15 protein-coding genes are annotated in these 18169 nt (G+C 72.7%); 6 read left to right on the top strand and 9 right to left on the bottom strand.

What is annotated here, in order from left to right:
• Positions 1 to 148: 148 nt before the first annotated feature.
• Positions 149 to 2644: an RICIN domain-containing protein gene (locus ACIOGX_RS03475; protein WP_401909900.1), complete on the bottom strand. Its 2496-nt coding sequence runs from the start codon at positions 2642 to 2644 to the stop codon at positions 149 to 151.
• A 330-nt stretch (positions 2645 to 2974) separates the two neighbouring features.
• On the opposite strand from ACIOGX_RS03475, the gene ACIOGX_RS03470 reads away from it, so the two are divergent.
• Positions 2975 to 5074 carry a SpoIIE family protein phosphatase gene (locus ACIOGX_RS03470; protein WP_356509452.1) on the top strand — a complete coding sequence of 700 codons (2100 nt, stop codon included), beginning with the start codon at positions 2975 to 2977 and terminating at the stop codon, positions 5072 to 5074.
• 137 nt (positions 5075 to 5211) lie between these two features.
• Here the strand turns inward: ACIOGX_RS03470 and ACIOGX_RS03465 are convergent, their stop codons facing one another.
• The 3 genes from ACIOGX_RS03465 to ACIOGX_RS03455 form a co-directional block, all read right to left on the bottom strand.
• Entirely contained in the window at positions 5212 to 6087 is an 876-nt protein-coding gene (locus ACIOGX_RS03465) for an ABC transporter substrate-binding protein (protein ID WP_401909897.1), read from the bottom strand.
• A gap of 157 nt (positions 6088 to 6244) precedes the next feature.
• Positions 6245 to 6904, bottom strand: coding sequence for a response regulator (locus ACIOGX_RS03460; RefSeq protein ID WP_383968759.1), 660 nt, complete (start codon positions 6902 to 6904; stop codon positions 6245 to 6247).
• Between the two features lie 2 nt (positions 6905 to 6906).
• Positions 6907 to 8004, bottom strand: a complete 1098-nt coding sequence (locus tag ACIOGX_RS03455) for a HAMP domain-containing sensor histidine kinase (protein ID WP_401759432.1) — start codon at positions 8002 to 8004, stop codon at positions 6907 to 6909.
• A 206-nt stretch (positions 8005 to 8210) separates the two neighbouring features.
• On the opposite strand from ACIOGX_RS03455, the gene ACIOGX_RS03450 reads away from it, so the two are divergent.
• The 5 genes from ACIOGX_RS03450 (at position 8211) to ACIOGX_RS03430 (ending at position 12536) form a co-directional block, all read left to right on the top strand.
• Positions 8211 to 8504 (top strand): DUF3040 domain-containing protein, encoded by a 294-nt coding sequence (locus ACIOGX_RS03450; RefSeq protein ID WP_356509460.1) that lies wholly within the window; start codon positions 8211 to 8213, stop codon positions 8502 to 8504.
• Between the two features lie 434 nt (positions 8505 to 8938).
• Complete coding sequence (locus ACIOGX_RS03445; protein WP_383013312.1) at positions 8939 to 9424, top strand: cation:proton antiporter regulatory subunit; 486 nt, start codon at positions 8939 to 8941, stop codon at positions 9422 to 9424.
• Between the two features lie 6 nt (positions 9425 to 9430).
• On the top strand, positions 9431 to 10723 hold the full coding sequence (locus tag ACIOGX_RS03440) for a cation:proton antiporter (protein WP_356509464.1): 1293 nt from the start codon (positions 9431 to 9433) through the stop codon (positions 10721 to 10723).
• Between the two features lie 327 nt (positions 10724 to 11050).
• Positions 11051 to 11560 carry a BlaI/MecI/CopY family transcriptional regulator gene (locus ACIOGX_RS03435; RefSeq protein ID WP_401910529.1) on the top strand — a complete coding sequence of 170 codons (510 nt, stop codon included), beginning with the start codon at positions 11051 to 11053 and terminating at the stop codon, positions 11558 to 11560.
• A 4-nt stretch (positions 11561 to 11564) separates the two neighbouring features.
• Entirely contained in the window at positions 11565 to 12536 is a 972-nt protein-coding gene (locus ACIOGX_RS03430; RefSeq protein ID WP_401909892.1) for a M56 family metallopeptidase, read from the top strand.
• 60 nt (positions 12537 to 12596) lie between these two features.
• On the opposite strand, the gene ACIOGX_RS03425 is transcribed toward ACIOGX_RS03430, so the two are convergent.
• The 5 genes from ACIOGX_RS03425 to dhaK form a co-directional block, all read right to left on the bottom strand.
• A complete protein-coding gene (locus ACIOGX_RS03425; protein WP_401909889.1) occupies positions 12597 to 14186 on the bottom strand; it encodes an SDR family oxidoreductase in 1590 nt (529 codons plus the stop codon).
• A 116-nt stretch (positions 14187 to 14302) separates the two neighbouring features.
• Positions 14303 to 15757 (bottom strand): FAD-dependent oxidoreductase, encoded by a 1455-nt coding sequence (locus tag ACIOGX_RS03420; RefSeq protein WP_401909887.1) that lies wholly within the window; start codon positions 15755 to 15757, stop codon positions 14303 to 14305.
• A gap of 234 nt (positions 15758 to 15991) precedes the next feature.
• Entirely contained in the window at positions 15992 to 16402 is a 411-nt protein-coding gene (locus ACIOGX_RS03415) for a PTS fructose transporter subunit IIA (RefSeq protein ID WP_356509471.1), read from the bottom strand.
• On the bottom strand, positions 16399 to 17013 hold the full coding sequence (dhaL, locus tag ACIOGX_RS03410) for a dihydroxyacetone kinase subunit DhaL (RefSeq protein ID WP_401910527.1): 615 nt from the start codon (positions 17011 to 17013) through the stop codon (positions 16399 to 16401). The genes ACIOGX_RS03415 and dhaL overlap by 4 nt, the downstream gene beginning before the upstream one ends.
• 102 nt (positions 17014 to 17115) lie before the next feature.
• Positions 17116 to 18108, bottom strand: coding sequence for a dihydroxyacetone kinase subunit DhaK (dhaK, locus tag ACIOGX_RS03405; protein ID WP_356509473.1), 993 nt, complete (start codon positions 18106 to 18108; stop codon positions 17116 to 17118).
• Positions 18109 to 18169: the final 61 nt, after the last annotated feature.

Raw genomic sequence — 18169 nt, 5'->3', positions numbered from 1 at the left:
CAGGTCTCCTGAATCATCGGCAATGCGGGAGGTGCGAGGGGAGAGAGCCTGGAGAGCGCTCTCTGAGTACCGGAGATGCTTCTCCCGCGCCTCGTACACGTCAAGAGCCGTGCGCGATCCCGGCGCGCGCGGCCGTGTCGGGATCCTGTCAGAGCAGCTTCCACAGATGGTCGTCCGTGCCGTTGTCGTCGAACTGGACCACCTGGGCGCTGTTGGCGGTCGACATCCCGTCGACGCCCAGCACCTTGCCGCTGTGCTTGTTGCGGATGCGGTACCAGCCGTCGCCGTTGTCCAGCAACTGCCAGAGGTGGTCGTCGGTCCCGTTGTCCGCGAACTGCACCACCGGCGCGCTGTCGGCGGTGGACATGCCGTCGACGCCGAGCACCTTGCCGCTGTTCCCGTTCCGGATCAGGGACCAGCCGCCGCCCGCGTCGGTCAGCTGCCAGGCGTGGTCCGCCGTACCGGAGTTGTCGAACTGCACCACCCGCGCGCTGTCGGCCAGCGACATCCTGTCCACGGCCAGGACCTTCCCGCTGTGCTTGTTCTGGACACGGTGGAAGGCGGGTTCGGGGGTCCAGGGCCGGCCTTCGGGGTGCGCGGTCGGGAAGGCGGTGATACGGAGCCTGGCCGCGCCCATCGGGATCAGCGTCACCCGCTCCACGGCCGACGTGCTGCGGGCCGGGCCGTCCTGGAGGGGAGCGACGACCCGCTCGTCGTCCGCGACCCACTCGGCGATCCGGCGGGCGGGGGCGGTGATCCGGACCGGGGTGCCCTCCTGGGTGAAGGGATCGCCCGTCAGCGGGCCGCTGTCGGCGGAGAACCGCAGATCCGCCGGAGGATCCGCGGGGCCGTCGGTGGCGAGGCCGTAGTTCCACGGTCCGCTCGCGTGCACGGCGAGTTCCGGGAAGTCGTCCGTCCCGGCGTAGCGCTCGTACCGCTCGGCGATCCGCAGGGAGTAGGTCAGCGGGCCGTGGTCGACGCTGACGGCGCCGTGGTTGTCGTCCCAGCGGCGTACGGTGGTGCGCTGCGGCAGCCGCAGCGTGACCCGGTCACCGTCGCTCCACGCGCGGTCGACCTTGACGAAGGAGGGGCCCGCCGTGGCGGCTGTGCGCCGCCCGTTGACGGACAGTCCGGGGTGTTCGCACCAGCCGGGAATCCGCAGATACAACGGGAAGCGGAGGCGGCGCGGGGTGGACACGGTGAGCGTGACCGTCTCCTTGAAGGGATAGTCGGTGTCCTCGGTGACGGTGATCTCCGTGCCGTCGGCGACCTTCGCGCGGACACGGCTCGCCGCGTACATCGAGGCGGCCAGCCCCCGGTCGGGGGTCGCGAGCCACAGCTCCTCGGTGAAGTAGGTCCAGCCCATGCCGTAGTTGTGCGGGCAGCAGCGGTACTGGTCGACGCCCGGCTGGAACGACTGCATCGCGAAGCCGTTCTGGAACTGCCCCTGCGTCTTACGGGAGTTGTCGAGGCCGATGCCGTTGGCGGAGGTGATGTAGTGCACGCCCCTGCCCCATGGGTCCGTGGCGGCCGGGAGCATGTTGAAGGCCAGCTCCTCGCAGCGGTCGGCCCACACCGGGTCGCCGGTGATACGGGTGAGCAGTTCATGGCTGGCCATGAACTCGACGATTCCGCAGGTCTCGAAGCCCTGCCGGGGGTCACCGAAGCCGGGCCGGGCGTTCTCGTCCCCCGCGAATCCGCCACCGGGGAACTGACCGTAAGTGCCCATGATGGCCGCGTAGTTGCGATAGGTGGACCGGGTGAGGCCGGCGGACCCCGAGCGCAGGGCGTACTGCGCGGGCTCGCGGAAACCCTGGGCGATATTGACATTGTGCAGATCGGGGAAGTGGTCGACCCAGTTCGCGCCGTGGGTGTGCATGGTGTCGGCCAGGCCGAGCAGGAAGGGCTCGCGGGTGCGGTTGTAGACCCACATCGCGATGTCGAGGCCGTCGCCCCAACGCTTCGAGACCCAGCTGGAGTTGAACGCCCCGGGGCCCTGCGCGTCCATATAGCGGAGGAAGCGCACGATGAACGGCAGGATCCGCTCGTCGCCGGTGAACTCCTCGTGCGAACGCAGCGCCTGGAGCAGCGGGAGGTACGGCCAGAAGTCGGGGCCGCCGTTGAGCGCGGTACGCAGCCGGGTCGGGCCGAAGAAACCGTCCGGCCGCTGTGTGGCGAGGATCGCGTCGATCCAGCGGCGGCTCGTGGCGAGGGCGTCCCGGTCGCCGGTGAGCGCGGCGAGGCCGACGTACCCGCGCAGCCAGTAGGTGACTTCCTCCCAGCCGTCCTTCTCCGGGTGGACCCAGCCGGACTCGTCGAACCGCAGGAAGTGGGAGACCTCGGCATAGCGGCCGAAGAGGCCGTCGAGGAGGAGGCGCAGCTGCCCCGAGAGCCAGCCCCGGGCCGTGACGCTGCCGAGAGGGAGTTTCTGGAAGGCGGTGGGGGCGAGCGGCGCGGCGTTCGGCGCGTACCAGCCGCCGGGTGCCGGGGCCACGGAGGAGGCGGAGGCGGAGGCGGGTATGGAGGCCGGGGCCACGGCGGAGGCGGGGGTGGAGGCGGAGGCGGCGGACGCGAAGGGGCCGAGCAGGCCCCCGCTGCCGATCGCGAGGGCGCCGGTGTGCAGAAAACGTCGTCGGTCGAGCATGATCAGGGACTCCCATCCATGTCAGTGCCGAGCTGTACAACGTTGAAAACAGGGGGAGTTGGCATCACAGCACGCGGCTGTCGCTCTGTCCAGGCGTGGGGCGGGGCGGACCGGAAGGCGGGCCGATCCCGCGGCCCGGCGGCCCACCGCGGGGCCTGGCCGACGGGCGGGCCGGGCGGTGGTCTCGATCCGGGCCAGGCGGTGGTCTCGATCCGGCCCATAATGCGACGTTTTGCCGGGAAAGTTACGCTACATGTTCGAGCGCCACGAAACTCAGTGAGGAGCCCCGGCGGCTGACCGGGCTCCCCAGCCCACCTCCGGAGCGGGCGCATGGCAGGACGCGATCGGGACCGGGACCGGCCGGTGATCGGTGCGGACGAGAGACTCGCACTGAACCGCATGGGCAGCTTCGACTGGGACCTCGAAAGCGGGGCCTTCGAGCTCGATGCGGCGGGCCTCGCTGTGTTCGATATGCGTCCCGACGAGTACGACGGCGTGGCCGAGACCCTGGCCTCGCGCGTACCCCGCGAGGAGGGCCTGCGCCTCCAGGCCGTGGTGGACGCGGCGATCCGGAGCGGCCGGTCCTCGTACGGCTCGTACTTCCAGCTGACGCGCCGCACCGGAATGCGGCAGTGGACCCATACGAGAGCCCGCATCCTGCGCGACGAACAGGGCCATCCGTACCGCATCATCGGCATCGTGCGGAACGCCACGGCGGACCTCTCCGAATTCACCGTGGTCAACCCGGCGGAGACGGGTGATACCGGCGGTACGGCCAGCGCGGGCGGTGCGGGTGCGGGCATGGCAGGCGCGGTCCACAGCGCCTCGGACGCCCTCTCCCGGGCGATCACCGTGGACGATGTCGCCGCCGCGCTGACGGGCGCGGGCGGTCTTGAGCACTTCGGTGCCGACGGACTCGCTCTCGGCGTGGTGGAGGGCGGCGCCCTGAAGCTCATCGCGCTGGCGGGCGAGTCCATCGACGTGCTCGACGACCTGCGGCTCCACCGCCTCGACGGCTCCCTGCCGCTCGCCGAGGCCGTCCTGAACCAGCGGCCGAGGTTCGTCAGCTCGCTGCGTGACCTGGTGATCGACCGCTTCCCCCGGCTCCGGCCGTACGTCCGGGGGCTCGGGGCCAACGCGGCGGCCTTCCTGCCGCTGGTCGCCCAGTCGCGCTCCATCGGCTGCCTGGCGCTCTTCTACCGGCACCGCACGCACTTCGCGGCCGAGGACCGCACCACGCTGATGGGCCTGGCGGGCATCGTGGCCCAGTCCCTCCAGCGCGCCGTCCTCTTCGACCAGGAGCGCGAGTTCGCGACCGGCCTCCAGGCGTCCATGCTGCCCCGCGACATCCCGGAGTTCCCCGGCGCCGAGATCGCGGTCCGCTATCACGCGGCCTGGAGCGGCCGGGAGGTGGGCGGTGACTGGTACGACGTGATCACCCTGCCCGAGGGCCGGGTCGGCATCGTGATCGGCGACGTCCAGGGGCACGACACACACGCCGCCGCCATCATGGGCCAGCTGCGTATCGCCCTGCGCGCCTTCGCGGGCGAGGGCCACGCGCCCGCGACCGTCCTGGCACGCGCCTCGCGCTTTCTCTCCGAACTCGACACAGAGCGCTTCGCGACCTGCGTATACGCCCAGGTGGACCTGGTCACCGGCGGGATACGCGCCGTACGGGCGGGCCATCTCGGCCCTCTCATCCGGCACACCGACGGCAGAATCGGCTGGCCCCATCTGCGCGGCGGACTGCCGCTGGGGTACGCCACGGCCTTCGGACAGGAGGAGTTCCCGGAGACCCGGCTCGACCTCGTACCGGGCGAGACCCTGGTGCTGTGCACCGACGGGCTGGTCGAGGAGCCCGGCAGCGACATCTCGGTCGGGATGGACGCCCTCGCCGCGATGGTACGGGCCGGTCCCGGGCAGGCGGGCGCGCTGGCCGACCACCTCTCGGAGCGGCTGTGGGAGCGCTGGGGGACGGGCGACGACATCGCGCTGCTCGTGCTGCGCCGCCGCCCCGATCCCGGTACCGACCAGGCGCCCCGTATCCATCTGTACGTCCACCAGGCGGACCCGGAGGGCCTGGTGGAGAGCCGCGCCGTGCTGCGCCAGGCGCTGGCGGACTGGGGGCTGGCCGCGCTCATCGACGATGTGGAGCTGGCCGCCGGCGAGCTGCTGGTGAATGTGCTGCTCCACACGGAGGGTGGCGCCGTACTCACCCTGGAGGTCCTGCCGGAGCCGGTGCGCCGGGTCCGCCTGTGGGTCAAGGACCGCTCCAGCGTCTGGCCCCGCCGCCGGGAGCCCGGCGAGGCGGCCACCTCCGGAAGAGGGCTCCTGCTGGTGGACGCGGTGGCCGCGCGCTGGGGGGTCGAGCCGCGCGGGGACGGCAAGGCGGTCTGGTGCGAGTTCCAGCCGGACGGCGGACCGCGCTGAGCGTCCCCGGTCAGGGGCGCCGCTCCCGCGAAGCGGCTGCCCGCCGCCCACGAAGCGGAGCGGATGCCGGGGGACGGGTCCGGGACGGGGGCCCCGGATCGGGGCGGCGGGGACGACAGTGCGCCTGCGCCGACGATCTAGGCCCCGGCCGCGTCCACGGCGTCGGCGACCGTGTGGAGGAACCGGGCGTGCGCGCGGTGGCTGACCGGCGCTTCCGGGTTCCACGGCACGATCCGCGCGCGCTCCTCCAGGGCACGCCAGTGCGCGTTGCCCCGGAGTCCTTCGCGCGGCGCCGCGTTCACCCGTACGTCGGCGAGCACGATGTCCGCTTCCAGCGCTGCCGCCTCGGCCCACTCGGCCGTACGCCAGTTGGCCCCGCCGCCCTCCGCGGGTTCGATCAGCGCCACTCCCAGCTCGCCGACGGCCCGTAGATCGGGCCAGGTCAGCGGCCGGGCCAGATACGCCGTCTCCGGTCCCGCCGCCGAGAGAGCCAGCACCCGGGGCGCGCCGGGGCGGGCCGCCACGGTACGCAGCCGGGACTCCGCGCGCTCCAGATCGGCCTCCGCGGGCCGGAGCGGCGTCCGCAGCGAGCGGGCCAGCGCGGTGAACCGGTCCCTGGTCCCGTCGAGCGAGCGGTCCTTCCCCACGTCGAGGACGACGACGGGCACCCGCTCCTCCAGACGCTTGGCCGCCTCCGGGTCGATGCCGTACACCTGCCCGCCGCCATAGCCGACGGCGACGACGAGATCCGGCTCGGCCGCGACCAGGGCGTCCAGATCGAGGGCGCTGCCCGCGCCGAAGGAGCGCAGCTCGGCGAGGGGCAGTTCGCCCGCCTTCGCCGGGTCGGGGGTGTCCCCGTCATGGTGGGATCCGAAGATCCCCAGGGGACGCAGACCGTGGTCCCAGAGGGTCGCGCCCGCCTGTATGTAGGCCACCACCCGCGTCGGGTGGGTTCGTGCCACGGTGAGATGGCCGCGGTCGTCAGTGAACTCCCAGCTGTTGCCCGGGTTCATGCCTCGCCTCGTTCCGCTCGTGTTGGTGCGGTGTCCTGGGCGCCGAATCCGTACGCGGGTTCGTACGGGCGCCACCCACTCTCTGCCCAGCACGGGGCGCGCGGACTCCCGCCGCGTGCCGGGCGTTCCCCGGCGGGCGGGACTCCGAGGACCGGCCCTACGGCTCGATCAGACCGGCCCGGATCGCGTAGCGCGTGAGCTCCAGCCGGTCCCGCAGCCCGAGTTTCTGGAGGATGTTGGCGCGATGCCGCTCGACGGTCTTGGCGCTGATGACCAGGATCCCGGCGATCTCCTTGGACGTGTGTCCCTCGGCCACCAGCTTGAGGATCTCCTCCTCGCGGGGCGTGATGGCGCTGTCGGGGATGCCGTCGCCCTGTCGTACCCGGTCGAGGTAGTTACGGATCAGCGCGGTCACGGCCCCGGGGTAGAGGAACGGTTCGTCGCGCATCGCGGCCCGGCACGCCTCCACCAGGTCCCGGTCGGCGACGGACTTGAGGACGTAGCCGCTCGCCCCGGACTTCAACGCCTCGAAGAAGTACTGCTCGTTGTCATACATCGTCAGCATCAGGATGCGGGTCTCCGGCTGGAGCCCCGCGAGTTCGCGCGCCGCCTGGAGGCCGGTCAGCCGGGGCATCGCGATGTCGAGGATGGCCAGGTCGGGCCGGTGGGAGCGGGCCATCTCCACGGCTTCCGCGCCGTCGCCCGCCTCGGCGACGACCGTCAGATCCGGTTCGTTGTCGAGGATCAGCCGGACGCCCCGGCGGACCAGGGCGTGATCGTCCGCCAGGAGAATGCGGGTCCGGGTCGTCTCGGGCATGGTCAGTCGCTCCCTTTGATCTCGTCGCTCGTGGAGCTCCGGCGGCTGATGCCGCTGTCGCCGCCGCTTCCGCTGTCGCCGCTGTTTCCGCCGCCCCCGGCGTTTCCCCTGCCTTCGGCGTTCCGGCTGTCGTCGGCGTCTTCGCCGATCGGCACGCGCAGCCGTACGTCCGTTCCGCCGCCGGGGGCACCGCTCCGCCCGCCGCCGCGCCCCACCGACAGCTCGGCGCCGATGAGCAGGGCCCGTTCGCGCATCCCGCGGATCCCCGCGCCCTCGGCCGCCGTACCGATCCCGTGTCCGTCGTCCCTGAGACGCAGCTCCACCACTCCGCTGGTGCGCCGGAGCGTGAGATCCACGTGCCGCGCGTCGGCATGGCGCACGACATTGGTGAGGCCCTCCTGCGCGACCCGGTAGAGCACCAGCTCGACATCCTCGCCCAGCCGGGGCAGGGCGCTGTCGAAGCCGCTCCGGACGGAGAGGCCGGAGTGCGTGGTGATCTCGCTGGTCAGTGCCTTCAGCGCGCTGATGAGACCCAGTTCCTCCAGGACACCGGGGCGGAGCCGACGGGCTATCCGGCGGATCTCGTCCAGGCTGCCCCGGGTCGTCTCCTGCACATGGCGCAGTTCGTCCCGCAGCGGAGCGGGCGCCCGGTCGGCGACGCGCTTCAACTCGAGCAGCACCGCCGTGAGGGTCTGGCCGATCTCGTCGTGCAACTCCTGGGCGACCCTTCGGCGTTCGGCCTCCTGGGCGGAGAGCGCGAGCCCGCTGCTGGCGGCGCGTTCGGCCTCCAGCCGGTCGAGCATGGTGTTGAACGTCCTGATCAGCCCGGCGATCTCGCCATGCCCCGAGACCGCGGGCCTGCGTCCGGGGCGCAGCAGATCGGTCGTGGTCATGGCCCGGGTGAGCCGTTGCAGCGGAGCGAGCCCGATCCGCAGCAGCGCGGCGTTGGCGACGAGCATGGCCACCAGCCCCAGCGCCATGATCAGCGCTTCCGTGAGCAGTACGGGGGCGGACACGGTGACGGGGCCGAGCAGGAGCAGGGCGGTGGCCGCGAACAGGACCGCGGCGTTGAGCAGAAAGATCCGCCAGAACAGGGACACGGAGCACGGCCTCCTCGCAGTAGACGCCCTCCACTATCGCCCGCCCGGGGAGCGCGGTCCGCCGCCCGCCCCGGGCGGGCGCCCTCCATGGGGGTGTACGCCCGCGCGTCTACATGTCGGCCACCCCCGGATATGGGTGTCGGCTCCGATGGCGCCCTGCTGCCCCGACAGGTGATCGTGTGAAGGACCCGATGGGAAGGGAACCCGTGGCAGCCTTCGAAGAAGACCGGCGACTCGGCGATCTCGCCACACGGCTGCGTCAGGACGACCCCCGGTTCGCACGCGGCCTGGAGGCCGGCTCCCCCTGCCGTCCGCGTGAGTACCGGCACGGCGTCGCCTGGCTGCTGCTGGCCGTCGCACTGGGCGGATTCGTCCTGGGTGTCGTCGTCGGTCATGGACTTCTCATCGCCGGCGGGCTGGTGCTGGCCGGAGCGTCCGCCCATCTCTTCGACCCCGACCGGGGCCGCGTCCGGCAGGGCATCGCCCGTACATCGGAATAGCCCTTTCCGGAACAGACTGCCTTTTCCTTCTCATAAGGACCAATCAGCACATTTTATTTTACGTTAAAATGGCAAGCGGGTGACCGACGCTTCCTTGAGTGTTGGTGCGCCCATGGCAGTGATTCTGGGCGGACGGCCGGTCACGCGGGGCTCGAGGGGGCGGTTTCCACATGCGCGCTCCCCTGCCCGTTCGCCGCGCCGGATCGACTGACGACGCGTCGGTCCCGTCGCCGGTGCCCTTACCGGCGTTTCCCGCACCGTCGCCTTCCGTGACGGTGCTTCCGCACGGCGCATGACGCATGGCGCGTGATGCATGACGCGGAATCCCTGTCCGGTGGTGGGCGACACACCGTCACGCCCGGCCGCCAGGTGGGCCCGTCCACGGGACCGCCGTGCCCGCACCCCCTCACGTCACGCCCGTATGGAGCGTTCTCATGGAGCCCACAGCTCACGTCAGCAAAACCGCCCTGCCCGGGGTCGGTACCCGCTACGACCTCAGCACCGACGCGGGCAAGCATCTGTCCGTCGTCGTGCACCAGGACGGCCGGCGCATCCTCGCCTTCCACGATCCCGAGGACGACGACAACTGCCGGGACGCCGCGACGCTCGCCCCGCACGAGGCGACCGCGCTCTCCAAACTCCTGACGCCCGATCCCGTCGCGCATCTGCACCAGCACCTCGAAATCGATCTGCTCACCGAGCACATCCAGCTCACCAAACGGTCCCCGTACGTGGGCCGGACGCTCGGCGCCACCCAGGTGCGGACCCGCACGGGCGCCTCGATCGTCGCCGTCCTGCGCCGCACCGACGCCTTTCCGTCACCCACCCCGGACTTCCGCTTCGCCCTGGGGGACACGCTCGTCGTCGTCGGCACCCGGGAAGGCGTGGACGCCGTCGCCGAACTGATCACCGGAGGATAAGCGCCCGTGCACGACACCACCGCTCTGCTCATCGAACTCGGGGCCATCATCCTGGGCCTCGGGATACTCGGCCGGCTCGCGGGCCGGGTGGGCTTCTCCGCCATTCCGCTCTATCTGCTCGCCGGGCTCGCCTTCGGCCAGGGCGGGCTGCTCCCGCTCAACGCGAGCGAGGAGTTCGTCGCCACCGGCGCGGAGATCGGCGTCATCCTGCTGCTGCTCCTGCTGGGGCTGGAGTACAGCGCGTCCGAACTCGTCTCCAACCTCAAGACCCAATACCCCTCCGGCATCGTCGACTTCGTACTGAACGCCGTGCCGGGCGCCGCCGCCGCGCTGATCCTGGGCTGGGGTCCCGTCGCCGCGGTGGCCCTGGCCGGTGTCACCTGGATCTCCTCGTCCGGCGTGATCGCGAAGGTCCTCGGCGACCTCGGCCGGCTCGGCAACCGTGAAACACCCGTGATCCTCGGTGTCCTGGTCATCGAAGACCTCGCCATGGCCGTCTATCTGCCGCTTCTCACGGCGCTGCTCGCCGGACTCAGCCTCGCCGGCGGGAGCCTGACGCTGCTGATCTCGCTCGGCACGGTCGGCGCCGTCCTCTATCTGGCCCTGCGGCACGGCCGGCTGATCAGCCGTGCGGTCTCCTCCGACAACCCGGAGATGCTGCTCCTGGTCGTCCTCGGTCTCACGGTCCTGGTCGCCGGAGTCGCCCAGGAACTCCAAGTCTCCGCCGCCGTCGGCGCGTTCCTCGTCGGTATCGCGCTCTCCGGCGAGGTCGCCGAGGGCGCGCACAACCTGCTCGCCCCGCTGCGCGATCTGTTCGCCGCCGTCTTCTTCGTCTTCTTCGGCCTGAACACCGACCCGGCCGCCATTCCGCCGGTCCTCGTACCGGCCCTGATCCTGGCGACCGTCACCACCCTGACGAAGATCGGCACCGGCTGGTACGCGGCCAAGCGGGCCGGGGTACGGACCGCAGGCCGCTGGCGCACCGGCGGCACGCTCGTGGCGCGCGGTGAGTTCTCCATCGTCATCGCCGGACTGGCGGTCGGCGTCGAGCCGCGGATCGGGCCGCTGGCCACCGCGTACGTACTCATCCTGGTGATCCTCGGCCCGCTGGCGGCCCGCTGGACGGAACCCCTGGCCCGGCGCCTGACGCGCAAGCCCGCCCCGGCCCCGGCCGGGCCCGTGCCGCCCGTCGCCGCTGCCGCGGCACCGTCGGAGGCGTCCGCCTCGCCCGTGGTGGAACCGCCCGCGACGGAAGCGAACGACACGGAAGCCAGCGACACGGCGCCCAGCCACCCCTGAGCCCCGGCCGGTCCGCCTCCGGAACAACGAGAACGGGGGCGGGGCGGCGCATTCCACCAGCGGCGCGCGAGCGACGAGTACGGGGCACAGGACGCGCGCCCTGCGCCCTGTGCCCCTGCGCTGCCGGATGTCCGGCGTGCTGTCGGACCCCGGCGCCGGAATCCCGCCGAGGCGCCGGCGGGCCCTGACCGGTGGCCCGAGCTGAAATCTACAGGACTGTAGAAGATTCCGGGAGTGGGAGTGCCCCTCGTGTGAGCGCGGGGCACTCCGGGCTCAGTAGCATGGACGGCCTGCCCCCGTGCTGTGACGGCGCGGCAGGAGGGAGACATCGTGAGGGTGCACGGCAGTCCGGACGAGCGTCCCCGCCGACGCGGCCAGGGCGAGCTGGAGGCCCAGGTACTCGCCGCGCTGCGGCAGGCGCCGGGGCCCGTCACGGCCGCCTGGGTGCAGGACCGGATCGGCGGACAACTCGCGTACACGACGGTCATGACGATCCTGACCCGGCTCCAGGCCAAGCGGGCGGTGACACGGGAGCGCGCGGGCCGGTCCTTCGAGTGGTGCGCGGCCTCGGACGAGGCGGGACTCGCCGCCCTCCGGATGCGCAAGGTGCTGGACGGGGAAGCGGACCGCGAGGCCGTGCTGGCGCGATTCGTCACCGCGCTCTCCCCGGACGACGAACGGCTGCTGCGCGACCTGCTCGTCCTCCCCGAGGACGGCCCGGAATCCGGGGACGCCCCGGAAGCCGAGGACGCCCCGGAAGCCGGGGACGGCCGGTCATCCGGATCCGGACCCGAGGGCGGTTCCGGCGACGCGCCCGGAAACGGGGCGGGGGCCTGACGGAATGGGGCTGTTCGTCTTTCTGCCGCTCGTCCTGCCGCTGACCGCACTGCCCATCGCGCGCCTGGCCGAGATCCATCTCCATCCCCGTGTCGCCACCCGGCTGCTGTCGGCGCTGGCCGGAGTCCTGGCGCTGTGCAGCACCGTCTGTCTGGGGCTGCTGGTCGTGGTCGGTACGGCGCAGCTGCCGGGCAACCCGCTGCCCGACGGCTGGTCGGACCCGGAGGTCAGGGCGGCGGTCCCGTACGACGAGATAGCGGGCAAGGCGGCCATCGTCGCCCTGGCCGGGGTCGCCGTCGGCTGCACGGCCGCCACCTGGCGCCATCACCGGGTGCGCCGCCGCGCGCAGCACGCGCTGGCCGGGCTGCCGGACGGTGAACTCGCCGTACTGAGCGACGACGCGCCGTACGCCTACGCGCTGCCCGGCCCCCGGGCCGCCGCAGGGCCCGGCGGCGCCGCGCCGGGGCGGATCGTGGTCTCCACGGCGATGCTCGCGTGCCTGGACGACCAGGAACGTACCGCCCTGATCGCACATGAGCACGCGCATCTCAGCGCCCGGCACCACCGGTTCCTGCTGGCGGTACGGCTCGCCGCGCGGGCCAATCCGCTGCTGCGGCCCCTCAGGGCGGCGGTGGCGTACACCACCGAACGCTGGGCGGACGAGGAGGCGGCCCGCGCCACCGGCGAGCGCACGGTCGTGGCCCGCGCCATCGGCAAGGCCGCGCTGGTCTCCCGGGGCACCCCGACGCCGACTCTGGCCGGTTTCGCGGCGTCGGGTCCGGGGCCAGGACCGGTACCGCGCAGGGTGGCCGCGCTGCTGGGGCCCGAGCCCTCGGCCGTCCGCTGGCCGCCGATGTTCACCGCGGTGGGGCTGGCGGTCTGGGCGGCGGCTGCCGGAACGCTCGGCTCCGCCCTCTCCTCGGCGAACGCGACCGTCACGCTCTTCCTCGTCCTGAAAGCCGCCACGCCCCTCTGACGGAGCGCTCGCCGCCACGCCCCTCCGACGTGACGGAGCGCCGCCACGCGCCTGACGGTCTCAGGTCCGCGCGGGCTCCTCGGATCCGGCTGCCGCCGTGACCCCGGCCGCCTCATGGGCCTCGGCCGCCCGCGCGATATTGCGGGCCATCCCGCCGAACACCAGCGCGTGGAACGGCGAGACGCTCCACCAGTACGCGTGGCCCAGCAGCCCCTGCGGATGGAACACCGCCCGCTGCCGGAAGACCGTACGGTCCCGGTCGTCACGGTCCGCGCGCAGCTCCAGCCAGGCGAGCCCCGGCAGCCGCATCTCCGCGCGCAGCCGCAGCAGCCGGCCCGGCTCGATCTCCTCCACCCGCCAGAAGTCCAGCGAGTCACCGACCCGCAGCCGCGTGGCGTCGCGTCTGCCCCGGCGCAGTCCGACCCCGCCGACGAACCGGTCGAGCCACCCTCGTACCGCCCAGGCGAGCGGGAACGAGTACCAGCCGTTGTCGCCGCCGATGCCTTCGATGACGCGCCACAGCGACGCGGCCGACGCGCGCACCGTCAGTTCGCGGCGGTCGGTGTAGAGGCTGCCGCCCGCCCAGTCGGGGTCGGTGGGCAGCGGATCGCTCGGCGCGCCCGGTACGGACGCGGACGACCAGCGGGTGGTCACCTGGGCGTCCTGGATACGCCGCAGGGCCAGTTCGACCGCGCGGTCGAAGGGGACGGGACCGCCCGGCGGATCGGGGAGGTACCGCGTGATGTCCCGTTCATGGCAGACGACCTCATGGCGCAGGGACTCCGTCAGCGGCCGGGCGATCGAACGGGGCACCGGCGTCACCAGACCGATCCAGTGGCTGGACAGCCTCGGTGTCAGGACGGGCACCGGAAGGATGATCCGCCGGGGAAGCCCGGCCACGGCCGCGTACCGCCGCATCATGTCCCGGTACGTCAGCACGTCGGGGCCGCCGACGTCGAAGGCCCGGCACACCTCGGCGGGCAGCAGGGCACAGCCCACGAGAAGCCGCAGCACATCACGGACCGCGATCGGCTGGATGGATGTACGCACCCAGCTGGGCGTCACCATCACCGGCAGCCGTTCCGTCAGATAGCGCAGCATCTCGAAGGAGGCGGACCCCGAGCCGATGACGACCGCGGCGCGCAGCACCACGGTCGGTACTCCTGAGCCGAGAAGGATCCGGCCGACCTCGGCGCGCGACCGCAGATGCGGGGAGAGTTCACGCTCCGGGACCCCGGCCGGGGTGAGCCCGCCGAGATAGACGATGCGCCGTACTCCGGCGGCCTTGGCCCGCTCCGCGAAGATCCGGGCGGCCCTGCGGTCCGTGGCCGCGAAGTCCCGTCCCGTACCCAGCGCGTGCACCAGGTAGTACGCCACGTCGATGCCGTCCATGGCCGCCCGGACGGACTCGGGGTCGGTCACATCGCCGCGTACCACGTCGGTACGGCCGGCCCAGGGGTGATCACGCAGCTTGTCCGGCGACCGGGCCAGGCAGCGGACCGTATGCCCCGCGTCCAGCAGCTCGGGCACCAGCCGGCCGCCGAGGTATCCCGTCGCGCCGGTGACCAGACAGCGCGCCCGTTCGCCGGGCTCCGTTCCCGGCTCCGCCTGCTCCGAAGCGGCCGGGAGGTCCGGCCCGTCCGATGCCATGTGCCACACACCCCACTTCCAGGGTTTCCGTTCCAGGCCCTGTCCGGGTTCTGGTTCCTCAGAAGTGAGCCTGTGCCCGGAACGGACCGTCGGCAAGGCGACGGCACCTCGTGTGCTCATGCTCCTTCCGGTGCTCCTTCCGGCCGCACCGGCGGATCCGCCGGTGCCGGCAGGGGAGGCCCGAACAGCACCGCGCGCGCCACCCTCGGCGCGAAGAGCCCGCTGACCGGCGCGGTCAGCGCGCACGCCGCGCGGAACGCCGCTCCGACCACCGGATCGCCGGGGGCGCGGTCCACCACCCGTCGGACGTACCAGGCACCGGCACGGTCCGCCGGCCGCGTCCGCGCCGCGTTGCCGGTCGCCCCCGGCAGCTCCCTGTCCGCGCCGGACGCGATGTCCCAGGCCTGCCGCGCGGCCCCGAGCACCGCCCGCTGTACGCGCCGGGTCGTCGGCGTACGGCGGGGATCGGCCAGCGCGTCGCGCAGCGCGAGCGCGCCGAGCGCGGCGACCGCCATCCCCTGCCCGTACACCGGATTGAAGGCGCACAGCGCGTCGCCCACGGCCAGGAACCCGGCCGGCCGGCGGCCGTGGAGGTCGTAGCGCCGCCGGACATTGGCCGTCGAGCGGAACGCGTGGACCGCCGAGTCCGGCCGGGCCTTCACCAGCCATTCGTGCAGCGCCGGATGGGGGAGCAGGGCCGCGAACTCGGTGAACGCGGCACCGTCCGAGGGCGGTTCGCTGCCGCGCAGCCCGGAGAGCGTGACGAGATAGCGGCCGTTCTCGATGGGCAGGGCGACCGCCCCGCGCGGCTCGCCACGGCCCGGGACGAAGTAGTAACCCGGACAGTCCGTCCTCAGGCCGGTGGCTTCCGGCGCGTGGTAGACCCTGGTCGCGTAGGCGAGTCCGGTGTCGAGCGTCTCCTCGTGAGCGGGCTCGGCGCCGATCCCGGCCAGCCAGTCCGGCGCGTGGGTGGCACGTCCCGAGGCGTCCACGACCAGATCGGCGGCCAGCGACCGTACGTCGAGACGGCCGCCGGCCCCCCGCTCGCGCAGCCGGACGCCCCGGACGCGGGCCGCGTCGCCGATCAGCCCCACGACCTCCGTGCCCTCATGGAGCGTGATCCGCGGATCCGCCAGGACCCGGCGCCTGACGAGCCACTCCAGCACGGCCCGGGTGCCGGTGAGGAGATGGACGGTGGAGGGCGTACGCCGGTAGAAGCGTCCGTTCTGCCACTGCGCCAGGTCGCGCGGCATCCCGATCCGGGGCGCGCCGTGCTCCTGGAGTTCGGCCACGATCCCCGGAAGCAGCTCCTCCAGCGCCCGCTGTCCGCCTTCCAGCAGGCCATGGATATGCCGGCTCTGCGGGACGCCGGCCCGGGGCTCCGGTCCGCCGGGCAGGCGGTCGCGTTCGACGAGGGTCACCCGGTCCGCGTGGGCGCTGAGCGTCCGGGCCGTCAGCAGGGCCGCGATGCTTCCGCCGACGACCACGGCGTGGCGGGCCGGGCGGTCCGTCGGGCCGGTCGGTCCTTGCCCCTCGGCCCGGTCCGTCTCCACGTCCGCCGCGTTCACCATGCTGGTCCCTCCGGGGTCAGGCCGACGGGGCATGCCGACGCCGACGAGGCGGTCGCCGCCGCCGATCCGTGAGGGTTCAGTATTCCTGTGAGGTGATGCGCCGATCACGACGACTATGCGCCTTTTTCCACGCTTTCTCCGCCATGTGTCACCTCGGCGGGGGCGTCCCGATACGCCGGCCCGCCCGCCGCCGGTCCTTCCGTGCGGGAGCGGGCCGTTCCCCGCGGGGGCGGGTCATTCCTTGTGGTACTGGTACGCCTCCGCCGCCGCGGCGGCCACCGCGTCCAGGTCGCCGCCGGCCGAGGCGGTGACCATCGCGGCCACCGCGCCCTCCACGAAGGGCGCGTCCACCAGCCGGGCACCCTCCGGCAGTTCGTCCCCCTCGGCGAGCAGTGACTTCACCGTCAGCACGGCGCTGCCGAGATCCACCAGGATCGCGATACCCGCCCCCCGGTCCACCTCCCCGGCAGCCGCCACGATCAGCTCGGAGCTGGTGCCGAGCCCGCCGTCGGGGGTGCCGCCCGCCGCCGCCACCGGGGCGGTCGCACCGCCGCCCGCCAGCCCCCGCGCCAGCGCGGCGACGGCCACGGCGACCGGTCCGCTGTGCGACACCAGCACGATGCCCACCGGCGCCTCGATGCTCATTCCGTCGCCCCCGTCGCCCCCGCCGTTTCCGCGAGCGCGCCGATCAGCAGCGCGGACGAAGTGGCCCCCGGATCCTGGTGCCCGACGCTCCGCTCGCCCAGATAGCTCGCCCTGCCCTTGCGCGCCTGGAGCGGGACGGTCGCCAGCGCTCCGTTGTCCGCCGCTTCCGCCGCCGCCGCGAACGAGGTGCCGAGCGCCTCGACCGCGGGCTCCAGCGCGTCCAGCATCGTCTTGTCACCGGCCTTCGCCCCGCCCAGCTGGGCCACCGCCGCCACCCCCGTACGCAGTGCCTCGGTCAGCTGCGCGGACGTCACCTCGGTGGCGTCGCCGAGTGCCTTGCCCGTGCGCCGCAGCAGCGTCCCGTACAGCGGCCCGGACGCGCCGCCCACCGTGGAGATGAGCAGACGTCCCGCCAGCATCAGCACGGCGCCGGGCCCGGCCGGCTCCTCCTTCTCCAGAGCGGCCACGACCGCCCGGAAACCACGCTGCATATTGCTGCCGTGGTCCGCGTCGCCGATGGCCGAGTCCAGCTCGGTGAGCCGGTCCGCCTCACGCTCCACCGCGGCCGCCGCCGCGGTCAGCCAGCCGCGGAAGAAGCCGGTGTCGAGCATCCGGCCGGGATTCTGATCGGTCACGTGTGATCTCCTCGCCCCGTGGGTCGTGCCCTGCCGACCCTGCTGTCCGTCCCTGCCGTGCCGGGTTCCCCTCGGTGCTCAGCGGCCCCAGCGGAGCGCGGCGGTCTCGACCGGCGCGTCCCACAGCCGCAGCAGTTCCTCGTCCACCTGGCAGAGAGTCACCGAGCAGCCTGCCATGTCGAGCGAGGTCACATAGTTGCCGACGAGGGTACGGGCCACCGCCACACCCCGCTCGCCCAGCACCCGTTGGACCTCGGCGTTGAATCCGTACAGCTCCAGCAGCGGTGTGCCGCCCATGCCGTTGACCAGAACGATCACCGGGCCCGACGGCCGCAGATCCTCCAGCACCGCGTTCACGGCGAAGTCCGCGATCTCGTGCGACGTCATCATCGCGCGCCGCTCACGGCCGGGCTCGCCATGGATCCCGATCCCCAGCTCCAGCTCGCCCTCGGGCAGGTCGAAGGTCGGACTGCCCTTGGCGGGCGTGCTGACGGCGGTCAGGGCGACACCGAAGCTCCGCGCGCTCTCGTTCACCCGCCGGCCGATCGCCTCGACCCGCTCCAGCGGCTGCCCCTCCTCGGCCGCGGCCCCCGCCAGCTTCTCGACGAACAACGTCGCGCCCGTACCGCGCCGCCCCGCCGTGAAGAGACTGTCGGTCACCGCCACATCATCGTTGACCAGCACCTTCGCGATCTGTACGCCCTCGTCCTCGGCCAGCTCGGCGGCCATGTCGAAGTTCAGGACGTCCCCGGTGTAGTTCTTGACGATGAACAGCACCCCGGCCCCGCTGTCGACCGCCGCGGCGGCCCGCACCATCTGATCGGGCACCGGGGACGTGAAGACCTCACCGGGGCAGGCGGCGGAGAGCATCCCGGGCCCCACGAACCCGGCGTGCAGCGGCTCATGCCCCGACCCGCCCCCGGATACGAGCCCCACCCTCCCCGCCACGGGCGCGTCGCTCCGTACCACCACACGGTTGTCCACATCGACGGAGAGCTTGGGGTGCGCGGCGGCCAAACCCCGCAGGGCATCCGCGACAACCGTCTCCGGCACATTGATGAGCATCTTCATGGGTGACTCCTAGGTCGGCTGGCAGAACGGTGCGGCACGCCTCCGGATTCAGTATCGATCC

Origin of the sequence: Streptomyces sp. NPDC088147 (assembly GCF_044741565.1) — a bacterium.
Lineage (GTDB): Bacteria > Actinomycetota > Actinomycetes > Streptomycetales > Streptomycetaceae > Streptomyces.
Note: the sequence above shows the minus strand (reverse complement) of the source record. Positions and strands in the feature narration are given on the sequence as shown.